General features: G+C 60.4%; 18 protein-coding genes and 1 tRNA gene. 13 read left to right on the forward strand and 6 right to left on the reverse strand.

Annotated elements, in window-relative coordinates; translation table 11 throughout:
• Nucleotides 1–100 precede the first annotated feature (100 nt).
• From glmM to phoR, 8 genes are all read left to right on the forward strand, one after another.
• Entirely contained in the window at nt 101–1,444 is a 1,344-nt protein-coding gene (gene glmM, locus NA29_RS07290) for a phosphoglucosamine mutase (RefSeq protein WP_039397152.1), read from the forward strand.
• A gap of 470 nt (nt 1,445–1,914) precedes the next feature.
• Nucleotides 1,915–2,949 carry a phosphate ABC transporter substrate-binding protein PstS gene (gene pstS, locus NA29_RS07295; RefSeq protein ID WP_039397154.1) on the forward strand — a complete coding sequence of 345 codons (1,035 nt, stop codon included), beginning with the start codon at nt 1,915–1,917 and terminating at the stop codon, nt 2,947–2,949.
• A 139-nt stretch (nt 2,950–3,088) separates the two neighbouring features.
• Nucleotides 3,089–4,063, forward strand: a complete 975-nt coding sequence (gene pstC / locus NA29_RS07300; protein WP_039397156.1) for a phosphate ABC transporter permease PstC — start codon at nt 3,089–3,091, stop codon at nt 4,061–4,063.
• Nucleotides 4,064–4,065: 2 nt separating this feature from the next.
• Complete coding sequence (pstA, locus tag NA29_RS07305; protein WP_039402682.1) at nt 4,066–4,962, forward strand: phosphate ABC transporter permease PstA; 897 nt, start codon at nt 4,066–4,068, stop codon at nt 4,960–4,962.
• 71 nt (nt 4,963–5,033) lie between these two features.
• Nucleotides 5,034–5,816, forward strand: coding sequence for a phosphate ABC transporter ATP-binding protein PstB (gene pstB, locus NA29_RS07310; protein WP_039397158.1), 783 nt, complete (start codon nt 5,034–5,036; stop codon nt 5,814–5,816).
• Nucleotides 5,817–5,837: 21 nt separating this feature from the next.
• Nucleotides 5,838–6,545 (forward strand): phosphate signaling complex protein PhoU, encoded by a 708-nt coding sequence (gene phoU, locus NA29_RS07315; RefSeq protein ID WP_039397160.1) that lies wholly within the window; start codon nt 5,838–5,840, stop codon nt 6,543–6,545.
• 72 nt (nt 6,546–6,617) lie between these two features.
• Complete coding sequence (phoB, locus tag NA29_RS07320; protein ID WP_010805263.1) at nt 6,618–7,319, forward strand: phosphate regulon transcriptional regulator PhoB; 702 nt, start codon at nt 6,618–6,620, stop codon at nt 7,317–7,319.
• Nucleotides 7,320–7,421: 102 nt separating this feature from the next.
• Nucleotides 7,422–8,762, forward strand: a complete 1,341-nt coding sequence (phoR, locus tag NA29_RS07325) for a phosphate regulon sensor histidine kinase PhoR (protein WP_039397162.1) — start codon at nt 7,422–7,424, stop codon at nt 8,760–8,762.
• A gap of 75 nt (nt 8,763–8,837) precedes the next feature.
• Here phoR and ppk1 read toward each other — a convergent pair whose 3' ends face one another.
• On the reverse strand, nt 8,838–10,952 hold the full coding sequence (gene ppk1, locus NA29_RS07330) for a polyphosphate kinase 1 (protein ID WP_052252601.1): 2,115 nt from the start codon (nt 10,950–10,952) through the stop codon (nt 8,838–8,840).
• Nucleotides 10,953–11,104: 152 nt separating this feature from the next.
• Here ppk1 and ppx point away from each other — a divergent pair, with 152 nt between their 5' ends.
• Entirely contained in the window at nt 11,105–12,646 is a 1,542-nt protein-coding gene (gene ppx, locus NA29_RS07335) for an exopolyphosphatase (RefSeq protein WP_039397166.1), read from the forward strand.
• 123 nt (nt 12,647–12,769) lie between these two features.
• On the opposite strand, the gene NA29_RS07340 is transcribed toward ppx, so the two are convergent.
• Complete coding sequence (locus tag NA29_RS07340; RefSeq protein ID WP_039397168.1) at nt 12,770–13,597, reverse strand: GNAT family N-acetyltransferase; 828 nt, start codon at nt 13,595–13,597, stop codon at nt 12,770–12,772.
• A 217-nt stretch (nt 13,598–13,814) separates the two neighbouring features.
• On the reverse strand, nt 13,815–14,291 hold the full coding sequence (locus NA29_RS07345; RefSeq protein ID WP_039402684.1) for a SixA phosphatase family protein: 477 nt from the start codon (nt 14,289–14,291) through the stop codon (nt 13,815–13,817).
• 189 nt (nt 14,292–14,480) lie between these two features.
• Between NA29_RS07345 and NA29_RS07350 the strand changes: the two genes are divergently transcribed.
• A tRNA-Pro gene (locus tag NA29_RS07350) sits at nt 14,481–14,557 on the forward strand.
• 62 nt (nt 14,558–14,619) lie between these two features.
• Here the strand turns inward: NA29_RS07350 and NA29_RS07355 are convergent.
• Nucleotides 14,620–15,105 carry a site-specific integrase gene (locus tag NA29_RS07355; protein WP_052252602.1) on the reverse strand — a complete coding sequence of 162 codons (486 nt, stop codon included), beginning with the start codon at nt 15,103–15,105 and terminating at the stop codon, nt 14,620–14,622.
• 84 nt (nt 15,106–15,189) lie between these two features.
• Here NA29_RS07355 and NA29_RS07365 point away from each other — a divergent pair.
• From NA29_RS07365 to NA29_RS07380, 3 genes are all read left to right on the forward strand, one after another.
• Nucleotides 15,190–16,234 (forward strand): IS3 family transposase gene (locus NA29_RS07365; RefSeq protein WP_371328958.1). Its coding sequence is split into 2 segments (ribosomal slippage): nt 15,190–15,440 and nt 15,439–16,234, totalling 1,047 coding nucleotides; the frame shifts between segments, so codons are not numbered across the junction.
• A gap of 743 nt (nt 16,235–16,977) precedes the next feature.
• On the forward strand, nt 16,978–17,235 hold the full coding sequence (locus NA29_RS07375) for a type II toxin-antitoxin system ParD family antitoxin (protein WP_039397175.1): 258 nt from the start codon (nt 16,978–16,980) through the stop codon (nt 17,233–17,235).
• A complete protein-coding gene (locus NA29_RS07380) occupies nt 17,232–17,531 on the forward strand; it encodes a type II toxin-antitoxin system RelE/ParE family toxin (RefSeq protein WP_039397177.1) in 300 nt (99 codons plus the stop codon). The genes NA29_RS07375 and NA29_RS07380 overlap by 4 nt, the downstream gene beginning before the upstream one ends.
• A 695-nt stretch (nt 17,532–18,226) precedes the next feature.
• Here NA29_RS07380 and NA29_RS07385 read toward each other — a convergent pair.
• Complete coding sequence (locus tag NA29_RS07385) at nt 18,227–18,958, reverse strand: ABC transporter permease (protein WP_052252603.1); 732 nt, start codon at nt 18,956–18,958, stop codon at nt 18,227–18,229.
• Nucleotides 18,959–18,978: 20 nt separating this feature from the next.
• Nucleotides 18,979–19,743 carry an ABC transporter permease gene (locus tag NA29_RS07390; RefSeq protein WP_039402688.1) on the reverse strand — a complete coding sequence of 255 codons (765 nt, stop codon included), beginning with the start codon at nt 19,741–19,743 and terminating at the stop codon, nt 18,979–18,981.

Below are 19,743 nucleotides of genomic sequence, written 5' to 3' on the forward strand. Positions count from 1 at the left end.
AAACCGCGTATACGCAGCAAAAGAGGCGCTACAAATAACGAATGACGCGCACGCCTGAACAGTCAACCGGCGCGACGCGTCAACTGGGAACGATGCAACGATGAAACGACGCTATTTTGGGACCGATGGGATTCGCGGCACGGTAGGTGAGAGCCCGATTACGCCGGAGTTCGTGCTGCGCCTGGGTTATGCCGCCGGACGCGTGCTCGCCGGTAATCAGTCCACAGGTCGCCCCACGGTATTGATCGGCAAGGACACGCGTGTCTCGGGCTACATGCTCGAAGCGGCGCTCGAAGCCGGTTTTGCCGCCGCAGGCGTCGACACCATGCTGGCCGGGCCGATGCCCACGCCTGCCGTCGCTTATCTCACGCGCGCGCTGCGTCTGGCTGCGGGCGTGGTGATCAGTGCATCGCACAATCCGTATCACGATAACGGCATCAAGTTCTTCTCCGCAGACGGCAACAAGCTGCCGGATCAGACCGAACTGGCCATCGAAGCCGAACTCGATAATCCGATGACCTGCGTGCGCTCCGAGCAGCTCGGCAAGGCACGCCGTCTGGATGACGCCGCAGGCCGCTACATCGAGTTCTGCAAGAGCACCTTCCCGAACGACTTCGACTTGCGCGGCATGAAGATCGTGGTCGACTGCGCCAATGGCGCGGCGTATCACATCGCCCCGCACGTGTTCCACGAACTGGGCGCGGAGGTCATTGCCATCGGCAATCAGCCGAACGGCTTCAATATCAACGAAGACTGCGGTGCGACCGCACCGGATGCGCTCATGCGCGCGGTGCGGGCCAACCACGCCGATCTCGGTGTGGCGCTCGACGGTGACGCGGACCGCCTTCAGATCGTCGACAGCGCGGGGCGTCTCTTTAACGGCGACGAACTGCTGTATCTGCTCGTCAAGGACCGGCTGGAGAATGGCGGCGTGGCGGGTGCGGTCGGCACGCTTATGACCAATATGGCAGTCGAAGTGGCGCTCAAGGGCCTGGGTGTGCCGTTCGTGCGGGCGAAGGTGGGCGACCGCTACGTGCTGGAGCAGTTGTACAAGCACGGCTGGCAGATTGGCGCAGAGGGCTCGGGACACATTCTGTGTCTCGACAAGCACACCACGGGCGACGGCATCGTCTCGGCCCTTCAGGTGCTGGCCGCGATTCGTCGCGCGGACAACAAGCCGCTGGCCAAGTTGCTCGAAGGCGTGCGCTTGTTCCCGCAACACATGATCAATGTGCGTACGCCGGCCGGGTACGACTGGCAGGCCGATGCCCGTCTGAGCGCCGAGCGCGAGGCCATCGAAGCTAAGCTGGGCGATGCGGGTCGAGTGCTTATCCGTGCCTCGGGCACCGAGCCGGTGTTACGCGTGATGGTCGAAGCGCGCGACGAGTCGCAGGCGTCGGGCTTCGCTCAGCAACTGGCGAACGTCGTGAAAGCGGCAGCGTAAGTTCAGTAAGTGCCGTAATTGCCCTCCGGCGACGCCCTTCGCGGCGTCGCCAGCCTTCAGAAGTCCCCCCGCGCGAACACACTGCGCACCTCCACGAATTCCCTCCGCATTGCCTCCGAGGGTGCCTCCCATCATAGCAATCTGAGCGGTCGACATTCACATTTGTGACAACGGCCTGAGATTCGTCAGACCATTTCCGACACCGATCCGTCACTGTCACGGCGCTGACACAGGCTGAAAGTGAGGGTTTCCGGCCCTTCGATTTTCATTGGAAATCCTCCGAAACCCGCGCCAATCCGCGATCTTCGCACAAACGTCATGAACACCGGAATCCGCATGCAATATGACGCTTCCGAGGCGAATCCGTGACACTAGTATTGTGAGCTTTCGAAAATGACACATTACTGTCACATTCGGAATCTATTCTTCGAGCCATCCACACGCTGTACCACACCAACTCGGAGAGATCCATGAAGCTGATGAAGACTGCGATTGCCGGCCTGGCTGGCGTTCTGTTCGCCGCTGGCGCGATTGCGGGCGAGATTACGGGCGCAGGCAGCACGTTTGCCGCACCGATCTACACCAAGTGGGCTGACGCCTATCAGAAGTCGACCCAGAACAAGGTCAACTACCAGGGCATCGGTTCGTCGGGCGGCATCAAGCAGATTCAGGCCAAGACCGTCGATTTCGCTGGTTCGGACGCCCCGCTGACCGATGAAGAACTCGCCAAGCAAGGTCTGTTCCAGTTCCCGACGGTTGTCGGTGGCATCGTGCCGGTGATCAACGTTCCGGGTGTGAAGGCTGGCGAACTCGTCCTGTCGGGCGAAGTGCTGGGCGACATCTACCTGGGCAAGATCAAGAAGTGGAACGATCCGGCTATCGCCAAGCTGAACCCCAAGGCCAAACTGCCGGATACCGACATCGCCGTGGTTCGCCGCGCCGACGGCTCGGGCACCAGCTTCGTGTTCACGAACTACCTGTCGAAGGTCAACGCCGAGTGGAAGAGCAAGGTCGGCGAAGGCACCACGGTCAACTGGCCGACGGGTACGGGCGGCAAGGGTAACGACGGCGTTGCCGCCTTCGTGCAACGTCTGCCGGGCGCGATCGGCTACGTGGAATCGGCCTACGCCAAGCAAAACAAGCTGACGTACACGGCGCTGACGAACGCCGACGGCAAGACGGTCGAGCCGACCGCCAAGACGTTCGCCGCTGCCGCTGGCAAGGCCGAATGGTCGAAGACGTTCTACCAGATCCTGACGAACGAAAAGGGTGCGGATTCGTGGCCGATCGTGGCTGCTACGTTCGTGCTGGTTCACCAGAAGGCTGACGCTGGCAAGGAAGCGCAAAGCGCCGACGTGCTGAAGTTCTTCGACTGGTCGTTCAAGAACGGTGCCCAGACGGCTCAGGAACTCGACTACATCTCGCTGCCGGAAGATGTTCTGAAGCAAATCCGCGCTGGCTGGAAGGCGAAGGTTGCCGAGTCGGCCGCTAAGGCTGGCGTCTAAAACGCTTTGCATGAGGCGCCGGGCGATGCAACGTAGCGCTGCCCGGCACCTCGAAACCGGCAATATCCGCGCCGCCTGTTCCGAAGCCCGAATCGATATCTGGCAACGGCTGGCGGCGCGCTCACGCTGAGACGACATCATGGCAGAAGCCACCAGCCCCCTCGCATCATCGGGCGCGCAGCGCGCTCCGTCTTCCCTGGGCGACTTTCTCTTCGCGCTGCTCACCCGCGCCGCCGTCCTCATTACGCTGCTCCTGCTCGGTGGCATTATCGTGTCGCTGATCGTCAGCGCACTGCCGTCGATCGAGAAATTTGGCTTCGCCTTCCTGTGGACGAAGGAATGGGATCCTCCCGCAGAACAATTCGGCGCACTCGTGCCGATCTACGGCACGATCATCACGTCGGTCATCGCCCTGATCATTGCGGTGCCGGTCAGCTTCGGCATCGCCCTGTTTTTGACTGAACTCTCGCCCGTGTGGCTGCGTCGCCCGCTGGGCACCGCCATCGAGCTGCTGGCCGCTATCCCGAGTATCGTCTACGGGATGTGGGGCCTGCTGGTCTTCGCCCCGATCTTCAGCCAGTACTTCCAGAAGCCGCTGGGCGCGTTGCTCGGTGGTGTGCCGATCATCGGCGCGTTGTTCCAGGGCCCGCCGCTCGGTATCGGTATTCTGCCCGCTGGCGTGATCCTCGCGATCATGATCATTCCGTACATCGCCTCGGTCATGCGCGACGTGTTCGAAGTCACGCCCGTGCTGCTCAAGGAATCGGCTTACGGTATCGGTTGCACGACCTGGGAAGTGATGTGGCGCGTCGTGCTGCCCTTCACGAAGACGGGTGTGATCGGTGGCGTGATGCTGGGTCTTGGCCGCGCGCTCGGCGAGACGATGGCGGTCACGTTCGTGATCGGTAACACGAACCTGCTCGACAACATTTCGCTGTTCTCGCCGGGTAACAGCATTACTTCGGCGCTCGCCAACGAGTTCGCCGAAGCCGGTCCGGGGCTGCATACGGCTGCGCTGATGGAACTCGGTCTGATCCTGTTCTTCATCACCTTTGTGGTGCTGGCGCTGTCCAAGCTCATGCTGCTGCGCCTCGAGAAAAGCGAAGGTAAATAATGATGACCCAACAAGCGCTCGAATTGGAAACGCCCGCCGTGAAGCCCACCGACGCCTTTACCCGCGTGCGTCTGCAAGCTTATCGCCGCCGCAAGAACATGTTCGCGATCGCCATGTCGCTCGCGGCCATGGCCTTCGGTCTGATCTGGCTGCTGTGGATCCTCTACACCACGCTTTCGCTGGGCATCGGCGGTCTGTCGCTGTCGCTGTTCACCGAAATGACGCCCCCGCCGAACACGGCCGGTGGCGGCCTCGCCAACGCCATCGCTGGCAGTCTGGTGATGGTGGGGGTTGCAACGCTGGTCGGCACGCCGCTGGGCATTCTGGCCGGTGTGTATCTGGCGGAGTACGGTCAGAAGTCGTGGCTCGCGAGCATCACGCGCTTCATCAACGACATTCTGCTGTCGGCCCCGTCGATCGTGATCGGTTTGTTCGTCTACGCATTGGTTGTCGCGCAGATGGGCCACTTCTCCGCCTGGGCGGGCATCATCTCGCTCGCGCTGTTGCAGATTCCGATCGTGATCCGTACCACGGAGAACATGCTCAAGCTGGTGCCGAACAACTTGCGTGAAGCGGCCTTCGCGCTGGGCACGCCGAAGTGGCGAATCATTGTGAAGATCACGCTTAAGGCGTCCATCGCCGGTATCGTCACGGGCGTGTTGCTGGCCGTGGCGCGTATCGCTGGTGAGACGGCGCCGCTGCTGTTCACGGCACTCTCGAACCAGTTCTGGTCGCTGAATCTGAACCAGCCGATGGCCAACCTGCCGGTCACCATCTTCAAATTTGCCATGAGCCCGTTTGCCGAATGGCAATCGCTTGCCTGGGCGGGCGTATTCATCATCACCCTTGGGGTGCTGTTCCTGAACATTCTGGCGCGTACGTTGTTCGCCAAGAAGTAATCGGCAACTTCGAGCGACACCACGCGACCATAACGCGACGACCAACGCATACCTGACGGTTGAGACAGACCATGACGAACCCGACTCAAGAAATCAAGCTGCCCTCGAAGATCGAAGTCAAGAACCTGAACTTCTTCTACGACAAGTACCACGCGCTCAAGAACATCAACCTGCGCATTCCCGACCGTAAGGTGACGGCCTTCATCGGCCCGTCGGGTTGCGGCAAGTCGACGCTGCTGCGCACGTTCAACAAGATGTACGCCCTCTACCCGGAGCAACGCGCCGAGGGCGAGATCAACATGGACGGCGAGAACCTGCTGACCGCCAAGCAAGACATCGCGCTGCTGCGCGCCAAGGTCGGCATGGTGTTCCAGAAGCCGACGCCGTTCCCGATGTCGATCTACGACAACATCGCGTTCGGTGTGCGTCTGTTCGAAAAGCTCTCGCGCTCGGAAATGGACGATCGTGTGGAGTGGGCGCTGACGAAGGCTGCGCTGTGGAGCGAAGTGAAGGACAAGCTGCAACAGTCCGGCTACGGCCTGTCGGGCGGTCAGCAGCAGCGACTGTGTATTGCACGCGGTATCGCGATCCGTCCGGAAGTGCTGCTGCTCGACGAACCGTGCTCGGCACTCGACCCGATTTCCACGGGCCGCATCGAAGAACTGATTGCCGAACTCAAGGACGACTACACGGTCGTGATCGTGACCCACAACATGCAGCAGGCCGCACGTTGCTCGGACTTCACGGCGTATATGTACCTGGGCGAGCTGATCGAATTCGGTGAGACCGAAAAGATCTTCATCAAGCCGGACCGCAAAGAGACCGAAGACTACATCACCGGCCGTTTCGGTTGATGCCACGAGGAAACCCGCGACATGAACGATAAACACCTTTCCAGCCAGTTCGATACCGACCTGAATCAGGTTTGCTCGCGCGTCCTCGAAATGGGCGGCCTGGTCGAGTCCCAGATCGTCACGGCGATGCAGGGCCTGAACACGTTCGACCGCACGCTGGTCGACGAAGTGATCTCGAACGAGCATCGTCTGAACACTCTGGAAGTCGAGATCGACGAAGAGTGCAGCAAGATCATCGCGCGTCGTCAGCCGACCGCGCGCGACCTGCGTCTGCTGCTGTCGATTTCGAAGACGATCACCAACCTCGAGCGCGCAGGCGACGAGGCCGAGAAGATCGCCAAGCGTACCCGTCACTTGCTGGAAGACGGCGCGGCGCAAAGCGTGAATTTCGCCGAAATCAAGCTCTCGGGCGAGATGGCGGCGCAGTTGCTGCGCCGCACGCTCGACGCGTTTGCCCGTCTGGACATCGTGGCAGCCGCCGAGATCGTGCGTGACGACAAGGCCATCGACAATGAATTCCGTGGCTTCGTGCGAAAATTGGTGACGTACATGATGGAGGATCCGCGGACCATCTCCGCCGGTCTGGACTTCCTGTTCATTGCCAAGGCTATCGAGCGTATCGGCGATCATGCGAAGAACATCGCCGAATTCATCATTTACATTGTCAAGGGCACCGACGTCCGCCACATTTCGCGCGAAGACTTGCAGCGTAAAGTGCAAGGCGAGTAGCACGAGTAGCGCGAATAGGGCAAACAAGGCGACTAGAAGCGCCCGACATTACTGAAGGTTTGAGAGGAACCGATGCCTAGCAGCATTCTGATCGTGGAAGACGAGCCGGCGATTTCCGAGCTGATCTCCGTTAACTTGCAACACGCGGGTCACTATCCGATTCGGGCGTACAACGCAGAGCAGGCGCTCACGTTGATCAGCGACGTCTTGCCGGATCTCGTTCTGCTCGACTGGATGCTGCCTGGCAAGTCGGGCGTGACGTTCGCGCGCGAGCTGCGTGCGAACGAGCGCACCAAGCACGTGCCGATCATCATGCTCACCGCGCGCAGCGAAGAGCAGGACAAGGTGATGGGGCTTGAGATCGGCGCAGACGACTACGTCACCAAGCCGTTCTCGCCGAAGGAACTGATGGCGCGTATCAAGGCCGTGCTGCGTCGTCGTGCGCCGCAGCTCACCGAGGACGTGGTGAGCGTGAACGGCCTGAAGCTGGACCCGGCCACGCATCGCGTGACGAGCCACCAGTCGAGCGGCGACATCAAGCTGGACCTCGGCCCGACGGAATTCCGTCTGCTTCACTTCTTCATGACGCATCCGGAGCGCGTGCACAGCCGCTCTCAGTTGCTCGATCAGGTGTGGGGCGATCACGTCTTCGTCGAAGAACGGACGGTGGACGTGCATATCAAGCGCCTTCGCGCGGCCCTTAAGCCGGCCGGCCACGATGCTATGATCGAGACCGTACGCGGCAGCGGCTACCGACTTACGAAGTCGGTCTGACGCGATGGGTCGACCGGGGACACTCCCGGTCGACCCTGTCGAAAGCTGCCGTGCCCATGCCACGCCTCAGGGTGAGGGCGGCAAAATTCCTGTGCATCGTCTATGAATATCATCTGGGCCCGTGCGCTGGCGTTCTTGATCCTGCAAGCGGCCATTTCGGTGGCCGTCGGCTGGCTCTTTGGCGCAAGCGCGGGTTACGTCACCGCAGTCGCCCTGCTGGTGATTCAGCTTTTCTTCAACGTCTATCACGCCCAGCGCCTCTGGCGTCTGCTCGATGCCCCGGTCTATGGGGAAGTGCCGAGCGCTCTCGGGTTGTGGGGCGAAATCTATTACCGGCTGCACAAGCTGGCCAAGCGCTGGCATAACCAGGTCAAGCAGGTGGAACAACAGCACGCACGTTTCATTCAGGCGATCCAGGCATCGCCCAACGGCGTGATCATGCTCGATGAGCAAAATCAGATCGAGTGGTGCAATGCGATTGCCGAGATGCATTTCGGCATCGACGCCAGGCGCGATCTGCGTCAACAGATCACCCATCTCCTGCGCACACCGGCCTTTGTGCATTACCTGTCGTCCGAGCGTTACGACGAAGCGCTGCTCATGCATCACATGGGCGAGAAGCGCAACAACGTGCTCTCGATGCAGGTGTTTCCGTACGGCGACAACCGCAAGCTGATCATTTCGCTGGACGTGACCGACCTGGAGCGCACCGACGCAATGCGGCGTGACTTCGTGGCCAACGTATCGCACGAGCTGAAGACGCCGCTCACGGTGCTTTCCGGCTTTCTCGAGACGGTGGGCGAACTGCCGCTATCTCCGGACGAGATTCAGCGCTACGTGGAAATCATGCGTCAGCAGGCCGGGCGCATGCAGAACATCGTGAACGATCTGCTGACGCTGGCGAAGCTCGAAGGCAGTGGCAAGCCGCCCTCGGACGACCGCATCGACATGGGCATGCAGATGCGTTCCCTGCGCGGCGACGCCGAAGGCCTGTCGCAAGGTCAGCACGTGATCGAAGTGACGGGGGCCGAGGGGCTCGATCTGCGCGGTGCGGAAGGCGAGTTGCATAGCGCGTTCAGCAACCTTGTGAGTAATGCCGTGCGTTATACCCCACAGGGCGGCAAGATCCGCATCGAATGGGGCGCGACGGATGACGGCGGCGCTCGCTTCGCGGTGGTCGACTCCGGGCTGGGCATTCCGGCCGAGCACATTCCTCGCCTCACCGAGCGCTTCTACCGCATCGACCGTAGCCGCTCGCGCGATACCGGCGGCACCGGCCTCGGGCTCGCCATCGTCAAGCACGTGCTCACACGCCATCAGGCCGATTTGCGCGTGACGAGCGAGGAAGGGCGCGGCAGCACGTTCGCTATCCATTTCCCGCCAACGCGTGTGGTGCATCGCGCACCGGTCGATATGCCGTCGGATGTGTCGGTGAACGGTTGACCTGTGACCTGTCGCTGAAATGAAAAAGGGGCTTTATCAGCCCCTTTTTCAATGGCGAGCGCAAAGCCCGTCGGCTTAGTTACCCGTCTGCACGTGCTGTGCGATCTCCTGCATGAGCGCCATCTGACTGTTATACGACGTCTTGCCCGCGCGGCGGCGAAGATAGCTGCCGTCCGGGCGCATCAGCCAGGACAGCACATTGTCGCGCAGATGCACCATCAGCCCCTCGCGAATCACGCGGGCCTTCAGGCGCTTGTCGCGCACCGGGAACGCCACTTCCACGCGACGGAAGAAGTTGCGCTCCATCCAGTCGGCGCTGGACAGCATCACATGCTCGTCGCCGTTCGCGTAGAAGTAATAGATGCGATGGTGTTCGAGGAAGCGTCCGACAATCGAGCGTACGGTGATGTTTTCTGACAATCCCTTTACGCCGGCGCGCAGCGAGCACACGCCACGCACGATCAGATCGATCTTCACGCCTGCACGAGATGCCTTGTAGAGCTCGGCGATGATCGTCGGCTCCAGCAAAGCGTTCATCTTCGCGATGATGCGTGCCTTCTTGCCTGCAGCGGCCGCTTCCGTCTCGCGACGAATCGCTTCGAGCAGATGCATGTGCATGGTGAACGGCGACTGCCAGAGGCCGTTCAGATGCGTCTGACGGCCGATGCCGGTCAGTTGCTGGAAGACGACGTGCACGTCGGCGCACAGCGCTTCGTCGGCGGTCATCAGGCCGAAGTCCGTGTACAGACGCGCGGTACGCGGGTGATAGTTGCCGGTGCCGAGGTGGACGTAGCGTTTGAGGAACGTTTTCTTGCCGTGGCGCGTGCGACGCACCACGAGCAGCATCTTCGCGTGGCACTTGTGGCCGACCACGCCGTAGACGACGTGCGCACCCACCGCTTCGAGCCGTGCGGCCCAGTTGATGTTCGTTTCTTCGTCGAAGCGCGCCAGCAGTTCCACGACGACCGTCACTTCCTTGCCATTGCGGGCAGCTTCCATGAGGGCGTCCATCAGCGACGACTCGTTGCCGGTGCGATAGATCGTCTGCTTGATGGCCACCACGTCGGGATCGCGTGCGGCTTGCAGAAGCAATTCGAGCACGGGCTGGAAGCTGTCGTACGGATGGTGCAGCAGCAGATCGCCCTGATCGATGAGATCGAACATGGCGGGCGACGCGCTCATGCGCTTGGGCAGCGCAGGCACAAACGGCACGAACTTCAGATCCGGGCGGTCGACCATCTCGGGCAGCGGCATTAGCCGCACGAGATTGACGGGGCCCTTCACGCGGTAGCAGTCCGAGTCGGCCAGCCCGCATTCCGTCTGAAGACGGCGCACGAGGCGGGCAGGGGCGCCGGCGTCGACTTCGAGGCGTACGGCGTCGCCAAGATGGCGGGCCGGGAGTTCGCCCTGAAGCGCGGTGCGCAGATTGGTGATTTCGTCTTCGTCGACGAACAGGTCGCTGTTACGCGTCACCCGGAACTGGTGGCAGCCCTTGGCGGTGAGTCCCGGGAACAGTTCGCTGGCGAAGCGCAGCATGAGCGAGCTGAGCAGCACGAAGCTGTTGGGCAGCGGGGCGAGCGTGGGCGGCATCGGTACGAGGCGCGGCAAGGCTCGCGGGGCTTGGACGATGGCGAGTTCGGCGTCGCGGCCGAAAGCGTCCTTGCCTTCGAGTTCGACGGCGAAGTTCAGGCTCTTATTGAGTACGCGCGGGAACGGGTGGGCCGGGTCCAGGCCGATAGGCGTGAGCACGGGCACGAGTTCGCGCATAAAGTAGTCACGGGCCCATTCGACCTGCGCGTCGTTCCATTGGCCGGATGGGTGGAACGCGATGCCTTCGGCTTCGAGCAGCGGCAGGATGCTGCCGAACATGGCGTACTGCTTTTCGACGAGCGCTTGTGCCCGGGCGCAGACTTGCGTGTAAACTTGCTGAAACGTCATGCCGTCCGGCGTGAGCATGCCCGGATTCTCGCGCATCTGCTCCTTCAGTCCGGCGACGCGGATTTCGAAGAATTCATCCAGATTGCTACTCACGATACAGACAAAGCGCAGGCGCTCGAGCAGTGGCGTGGCCGGATCGGCCGCCTGGGCAAGCACGCGTTCGTTAAACGCGAGAATGCCCAGCTCTCGGTTGAGCAGCGGGTAATTCATATTGAACGTGCGAAAGACATGGGATTGGCGTGAATTCTTCATCCGTATTGTTACAGTTATATGACATTCACATTTGTCAACGACGTGTCATATTCGATTTGTAACTTATTCGTCATTTATTTGTCGAGTGGCCGTCATGCTTTTAAAGTTAAGCATCGGACATTACGGCGCTCTTCGCTCAGGCGCACCTCCACATGAGTACCTCATCGCCCTCGTTAGCGGCCGTCGATCTCGGCTCGAACAGTTTTCGCCTGATCATCGGCCGCGTGGAGGAGACTTCCGCCGGCACCCAGATCTATCAGGTCGATGCGCTGCGCGAGCCGGTGCGACTTGCCGCTGGCCTGAACGCTGAGAAGTATCTCGATCATCCGTCGCAGCAGCGCGGCTGGGACGTGCTAAAGCGCTTCGGCGAGCGGCTGCGCGGTTTTCATCCCGATCAGGTGCGTGCGGTTGCGACCAACACGTTGCGCGTCGCCAAGAACGCGCAGGACTTTCTGGGCGAAGCGCAGCGTGCGCTCGGGTTCCCAATCGAAGTGATCGCCGGACGCGAAGAAGCGCGCCTGATCTACGCGGGCGCGGCGCATTCGGTGCCGACGTGTCCGGGGAATCGCCTGGTGGTGGATATCGGCGGCGGCTCGACCGAATTCATCATCGGCCAGGATTACGAACCGCTGATCATGGAGAGTCTCTATATCGGTTGTGTGAGTCACAGCCGTCAGTTCTTCCCCAGCGGCAACGTCGACGAGTATGCGATGAAGCAGGCCGAGCTGGCCGCTCGTCGCGAAATCCAGATCATTTCGTCGTCTTTCCGCGAAGCTGCCTGGTCGCAGGCCATCGGCTCGTCGGGCACAGCGCGGGCGCTGGCTGAGTTGCTCGAAGCCAATGGCTTCAACGACGGTGGTGTGCATGGCCTCACGCGCGGTGGTCTCGAACGGCTGAAACGCGCGTTGATCAAGGCCGAGAACGCTAACCGTCTCAAGCTGGCGGGCCTCAAGCAGGATCGTATTCCGGTGCTGCCGGGCGGCCTGTCCATCATGCTGTCCGTGTTCAACGAACTCGAAGTCGACCATATGGAGACGACGGACGCCGCGCTGCGTCTGGGCGTGATGTACGACTTGCTGGGCCGTACGCAGCATCAGGACATGCGCGCGGTGACCGTCGAGCAGTTTGTGCGCCGTTACGGCGTGGACCGTGCGCAGGCTGAGCGGGTAGGGCGTCTTGCCGTGTCGCTGTACCGTCAGTTGCCGGTCGATCTCGATGTCGTCGATGGCGATGCGTCCGATGACGCGCAGGACGAAGGCCGCGAGGAGGGCGAAGCGCTACTCAACTGGGCATCGTCGCTGCACGAGATGGGTCTGTCGATCTCGCACAGCGCCTATCACAAGCATTCGGCCTACATCGGCAGCAACGCCGACATGCCGGGCTTCTCGCGCCCGGATCAGGCGCGGCTCGCCGAGCTGTTACTGGGGCACGTCGGCAAGCTGGGCAAGCTGGCGTCGCAGGCCCAGCAGGTCGACTGGCAGTTGCTGTTCTGTCTGCGTCTCGCGGTGCTGTTCTGTCGCCGCCGGACCGATGCACTGCCGGAAAGTATCGATGTCGAACGTCTCGACGACGGTTTTCAGGTCTGCGTGCCGCGCGCATGGATCGAGGCTAATCCGCTGACCGATTACAGCCTGCAACGCGAAGCGCAGGAGTGGGAGAAGATCGGGATGCGTTACAAGGTGGTCTACGCCTGACGCCTTCGGCGCGCACAGTTCGGGGCGCGTAGGACAGCCAACGAAAAGCCCGGCTCTTGCCGGGCTTTTTCTTGTCCCTCAGGGTATTGAGCAGGGACGGAATACTTGGGGGATCGGTGTCGGTCAGGCTTGTTGGAGCTTGCTGACGAGTTCCGGTCCGAGGAAGTGACGCGCGTAACGCGGGTTCATGTCGGACAGGCGGAACAGCGTGAGAAAGTCTGCGGTGTTGAAGTCAGGGTCCCAGGCCGGTGCGCCGCAGATGCGGGCGCCAAGGCGCAGGTAGCCTTTGACGAGGGCGGGCGGCTCGACGTCGAGGGTCGATTGCAGCTCGTCCACCGGCAGGGCGATACGGGGTACGGCGTGGTACTCGGCCGGGGCCATCGAGGTGTCTTGCAGCTTGCGATAGAGGCTGGCGGCATAGTGACCGCCGTCGGCCATCGGCACGCTGGCGCAGCCGAGCATCGTCTCGAGGCCGTTGCGCAGCATGTATTCGGCCAGACCGCTCCACAGGGCCATGATGACGGCGCCGTTGCGGTAGTCCGTGTGCACGCACGAGCGGCCGGTTTCGAGCATCTTCGGGCGCAGGTGATCCAGACGCGAGAGGTCGAACTCTCCTTCGGAGTAGAGACGGCCGAGGCGCTTGGCTTGCGAGGGGGGCAATACGCGATAGGTGCCGACGACCTTGAGCGAATCCTGATCGCGCACGATCAGGTGGTCGCAATATTGGTCGTATTCGTCGACGTCGAGGCCTTCGGGACCCTTGACCGACGCGCCCATTTCTTCGGCGAAGACCTGATATCTCAGGTGCTGCGCTTCACGAAGCTCGCTTTCGTCGCGTGCCCACGCCACAGCCAGATTCGGTTTGACAGGCGTTTCAGGGCGAGGAAGACGCCTCCGCGACGTAGGGGGCAGCGAAGAGAGCGGCATTGTGGGGTTCGGCAGGTCGCGCATAAAAGCCCTTTTTTTGACGGTCGCGTTGCGACGTACTTTAAAAAGCATCAATGTCGATTCCGTGAACGGTAGGCGACAATTCTATGACAAAACGTCCGTTGTCATGAGTCAGATCCCCTATTCGACACCTTACATCGTCCGATTCACGGGCATTTCCGGGCATTGAGAGGCAACCGAGGGCGAATTTGCAGCCCGTCGATAAATGCCGGATCAAGCGTCAGATGAGATCGGGATTGACCACGGCACGCACAACAACCTGGCTCTCGTCTTCACGACGACGGGAGGCGAGCCACCAGATACCACCTTTCTTGATCGTCCAGTAGGCTTCCTGGCCGCTTAACAGGAGGGCTGCGAGCTGGCCGAGGGCGGGTTGATGGCCTACGAGCACGATGGTCTGGGCGGTGCCGGGCCAGTCGATGGCGCCGAGCAGCGTGACCGCGTTTGCGCCGGGCGCGAGGTCGCGCACGATGCGTGGGGTAGGGGAGAGTGCCTGAGCGGTCTGGACGGCGCGTACGGCCGGGCTGGTGAGGATGAGGGCGTCGTCGGGCAGGCGAGGGCGGAGCCACTGGGCGGCCTTTTCGGCCTGTTTGCGGCCCCGGTCGGTGAGTTCACGGGCCAGATCGGCTTGTGCGCTGAGCGCGAGGGAGGCGGGCAGGTTTTCGGCGTCGGCGTGACGCCAGAGAATCAGGTTCATCGACACGGGTTCTGACATGGTGAACCTCCCACTATGGCGAGTTTTCGTGGCGGCCGCGTGACTATCATCGGCGCGATGATTGCGTAATGATTGTGCAACCGATATCGGGAAAATACTCAGAAGACGCCGGAAACTTGCGCGACGATTTGACGCGGCGCAAGAAAGCTTCTAGAATGCGTCCTCTTTCGTCGGAGCGTAGCGCAGCCTGGTAGCGCATCTGATTTGGGATCAGAGGGTCGTAGGTTCGAATCCTATCGCTCCGACCACTAGCTTCAAGGGATTGGGACAGGCGGCATCTATTGTCCCTAATCTTTTTTCTAGCATTTCCCTAATAAGTTTCAAAAACGCCGCTTGCACGTGTCTGGTGCATGTCGGTCACGCCGGTATTTTCAGTCTGACATTTGTCGTCGGTATCTCCCTTAGCTTCAGATAGTCCTTGGTCATCGTAAGCGTGCTGTGAGCCGCTACCGTCTGTAGAGCGGTAAAGGTCGTAGCCTGCTCGCTTGGCATCCGTCGGAGCCTTAGCTCTAATCGATTTAACGGTGTATCCACGGTGGGCGAGGCCGACCCTCTCCGCAGCCCGGTTCCACGCAGTTCGGATGGCCGTCGCTTCGTATTCCTCGTTGGAGAGCGAATGAACGACGTTCAATCTGCCGATCCGCTCATGCCCGTCGATTTCCCGGATGCGGTTTAGTACCTCACGTATTTCTGGCGTGATCGTCACGTCGAAGGCGATGCCGCTCGAATCTTCCGTTTTCGTGGGGATGAAGTGGATTACCCCGGCGGCGAAATCTACCTGAGACCATTTGAGCAATCGAATTTCGGTAGAGCGTTGAGCCGTCAGGTAGTTAAGTAGCGCGGCGATTTAGAGTTCAATCACGTAATCAGGAGATTGGACATGAAGAAGCGATTCACGGAAGAACAGATCATTGGCTTCCTGAGGGAAGCGCAGACTGGCATCCCGATCAAGGATTTATGCCGTCGGCATGATTTCTCGGAGGCGAGCTACTACCTCTGGCGCAGCAAGTTTGGTGGCATGAGCGTGCCGGACGCGAAGAGATTGAATGAGTTGGAAGCCGAGAATGCCCGGCTGAAGAAGCAGCTGGCGGAGTCGCTGCTGGAAAACGAAGTCACTCGCGAGGCACTGCGAAAAAAGTGGTGAGCGGAGCTTGAGCGAACGCCGAGCCCTACGGGTCATCGGCATGAGTGCGATCGCCTATCGTTATCAACCGGCGCCGGATCGCAATCAAGCCTTACGAGCGCAGATCTTAGCCTTGGCCCAGCGACATCGTCGCTACGGCTCGGGCATGATCTATCTGAAGCTGCGGCAGTCAGGCATGCCAGTCAACCACAAGCGGGTTGAGCGGCTGTATGCCGAAGAGAAGTTGCAGGTGCGCTGCCGCAAGCGCAAAAAGGTGCCGGTATCGGACCGTCAGCCGTTGGGGCGACCGTCGATGGCGAATCAGGTCTGGTCGATGGATTTCGTGTTTGACCGAACAGCGGAAGGCGGTGTCATCAAAAACCTGACGGTGGTTGACGACGCCACGCATGAAGCCGTGGCCATTGTGCCGGAGCGAGCGATTGACGGCCTGGCGCTCACGCGCATTCTGGATCGTGTGGCGTTACATCGCGGTTTGCCGCAAGCGATTCGTACCGAAAACGGCAAAGAATTTTACGGTCGTGCAATGCAGAGCTGGGCACACGGGCGAGGCGTCAAACTGTTCCTGATCAAGCCGGGAAAACCCACCCAGAATGCCTACATCGAATCGTTCAACGGGCGCTTTCGTGATGAATGCCTGAACGAACATTGGTTCACCAGCTTGCATCATGCCAAGGTGGTAATCGAGGCTTGGCGACGGGAATACAACGAGGAGCGACCGAAGAAATCACTGGGCGGATTAACGCCAGCAACCTACGCCCGAAAACTGGCAGGAAAGCAGTGACATTAACCCTCGGACTCTAAAGCCTGGTGCTACTGAAAACGGGGAGACGTCGATAGGTCGCAACAGACGATGAAAATGCCTCGTTGCCGGTGTGTGAAGGTTTGCGCGGGGAGAGTTGGTGCGGAGGCTCGCGGCTAGGAAGTTAACGTCTAAAGAGCGGCTCACCCGGTTAGATGAGCCGTTGTTATTTATCTGACCAAGCGCGGAGCTGAACCCATTTGGGGCGAATAAAGAATTCGATATGGACTCAGCAATGTTTCGGTCGCGATCATCGCCTGGGCAAACGTGTCAAAGTAGATCGCATGATCGGGATCAGACACCCGTGCTCTCCTAATTTCTCTCTCCTCTTCATTCCAGGCGTAGCCAAGGAATTCGTCGTGCGCATAAAACCATACGACATACCCTCTGCGGGGCAAGACTGGAGGTAGCGTTGGTGGTAGGCCTTTCCCTCCGCAAGTACCGGAGCCTGCCGCATCCGCCGAAGTTTGTGGCTGAATACGCTGCTTGCTTGTCTTCTGCATATTTCTTCCATAAGAGAGTTACCCCGGGGGCCACATCCATCATGGCAGCCTCTCTGACACCTGCGTTTCAGATACTTCCGAGAATTTTTCGTCTGAGGGGCCGCAGCGCAGGGACTCCAAAGGTGGCGACTCGTTTCGTAAGGTTCGGCGGCTGATTTGATAACTATTGATAAAGGTGCTAGAGTGATCGCTAACCTAGCCAACTCCAACCGGAGGAAAACCATGATCAGTGCTGAACTCGGCCGCTCGCTTGAGGAGTACGTCGCCGAACTCGTGAAGAGGGGCCGTTATGGATCGAAGAGTGAAGTGTTGCGTGAGGGGGTCCGTCTGATTCAGGATCGCGAGTCGCAGCTTGCTGCGCTCGATGCGATGGTTGAGAAGGGCATCGCAGATGCAGCAGCAGGAAAGGGCCAGTCGGCCGCCGATGTGTTCGACCGCCTTGAGAAGAAGTATCAGGCAAAGGTGGACGAAGAGGGATGATCGTTCACTTATTACCCGAAGCCATCGTAGACCTTGAGAACGTCGGTGATTACATCGCGTTGGACAATCCGCGTCGTGCCGTAACATTCATTCAGGAACTGCGGGACAAGTGTTTGAGCCTCGCAGACATGCCGTACGCGTTCCCCGTCGTGCCGCGCTATGAGCGATTCGGCATTCGCCATCGCATCTACGGTAACTACCAAATTTTCTATCGCGTGGTCGAGTCGGACGAGCGCATCGACATCGTCCACATCCTGCACAGTGCACGAAATTACGCGGCGATTCTGTTTCCCTGACGGCATCCGTTTAAGTGCCGAGGACGGCTAAGCGGCGCGGCAAGTGCCCTCAATCGCTCCCTAAACATTCCCCAACAATCCGTCTGAATCACACCGCCCCGAGCCGCATTCCCACGTAATTCTGCACGCGGACGACGATTAGGGTGCTGACGTCCAGGAGCCTAGCCAATCAAGGCTCCGGACCCGACCTCAAACGATGATTTGGGATCAGAGGGTCGTAGGTTCGAATCCTATCGCTCCGACCAGCAGGATCAAGGGGTTACAGGTTTGTAGCCCCTTTCTATTTCCCGGTTCCTGTTACCGCCACGTTACCGGAAATTCGGGCGCACGATCTAGGACGCTATCGACCTATGTGGACCTTCATCCTGTTCAGCGTTGCCGATACGAAAATCTAATATGCTTCCTCTTCAACGAGGAGCAGCATTCTCGTCGGCTGCATTGGGTTGACCATTCATCGGCCGTAAGTCGACATCTGCTCTTATCGAAGACCGGTGCAGCAGCATTGCGTTTGAACTCGGGGGAAAACGATCGGCGTTGTTTGGTCATCAGACACCTCTCTATATGGCGAGCATTCGCGCCTAAATGAGTGTCCGGACGGATTAGACCACTACACGACAAGCGAGGGCGGTGCGGTGACGCGCCTCGGTGAGGGCGGCAGCGAGAATCCCCAACGCCGCCTCCCTCGCCAGGGCGCATCACCGATGCGTAAGCCGTTTGTCCGCCGCCATCAGAAGGCCGTTGCAACTCAGCGCGAAGAGGGTGAGGAACAGCGCCACGGACATGATCGTGCCGATGTCTCCGAGGTTCATCGCATTGGTCAGCAGGTAGCCGAGCCCCTTTTGCGAGGCGAACATTTCGCCGATGAGCACGCCCAGCAGCGTGAGCGAAAAGCCCAGTCGCATGCCCGCCACGATCTCGGGAAAGATGGCCGGCAGCACCACCCGCCATACGGTCTGCCGGAACGGCAGTCGCATGGTGTGCGCCGCGCGCAGGTACACGGGCTTCATCTGGCGAATAGCGTTCATAGTGAACACGAGAATCGGGATGAGGCCGTGCATCACGCCGAATGCCACCTTGGCAGACAGTCCCAGACCGAAGACCAACAGCACCAGCGGATACAGCGTGACCTTCGGCAACGAGTACAGGTTGACCAGCAACGGCTCGGCCACCGTACCGGCCATGCGGTTGATACCTAGCAGCACGCCCAGGGCAATTCCGCCCGCTATGGCAATAACGAGTGCGTAGACCAGCGCCCGGCCGGTCTCAGCCACATTGTCCCAGAACGATGCCGTGCCGAGCATCTGCCACAACGCCGCCCCTGTCTGGGCCGGAGAGCTAAGCGATGTCCCGCCCACCGCCAGATGCAGGGCCTCCCAGAGCAAGAGCACGACCAGCGCGACGCAGGTGGGTCCGATCAGATTTTTCATGCGAATTCTCCGTTGCCCGCTCAGCGCTGACGGCGCGCCTGGAAGCGCGCGTCGAGCCGGTTGAGCACCACGTTGATCAGCGTGACGGTGACCAGCACCATCAGCATCAGCGCGTACATGTCGTCGTTCTGGAAGTTGTTGTAGGCGTAGCCGATGGCGTATCCGACGCCCGATCCCGACAGAATGAACTCCGACGCGATCACCCCGATGAACGCATACGCCACCGATAACTTCACGCCACTGAACAGATAGGGCAATGCCGCAGGCAGCTTCACCCGCAACGCCGATTGCCACGGCGAGAGCCGCATCACTTTCGCGGTCTTCGACAGCGAGCGCGGAATGCGGTCGAGGCCGGTGAGCGTCGCCGTGATCATGGTCACTACCGCGAGCATCACGGCGATGGCGATGATCGGCAACGACCCGACACCGAACAGCACGATGAATACCGGATAGAAGATGAACGTCGGCACAGCGTAGTAGCTCACGATCATCGGCTCAAGTGCGCGCCGCACGCTGGGCATCGCATGAATCGCGAGTCCGAGCGCGAAGCCAAGCACCACCGCCGCGACCGACGCCGCCACGATATTGACGAGGCTCGTCAAGATATCGTGCGCAAAGCGACCGTCACGCAGCACTTCGATGGCATGGCTGGCCATTGCGCTTGGCGCGATCATCACGTCCACCGGGATCACGCCAACGCGGCAAAGGAACTCGATGAGCAGCACGAAGCCGATCACCACGCCGCTACGCCACACGGTTTCCCGCTTGATCAGGGATTGCGTCAT

Origin of the sequence: Pandoraea sputorum (assembly GCF_000814845.2) — a bacterium.
Lineage (GTDB): Bacteria > Pseudomonadota > Gammaproteobacteria > Burkholderiales > Burkholderiaceae > Pandoraea > Pandoraea sputorum.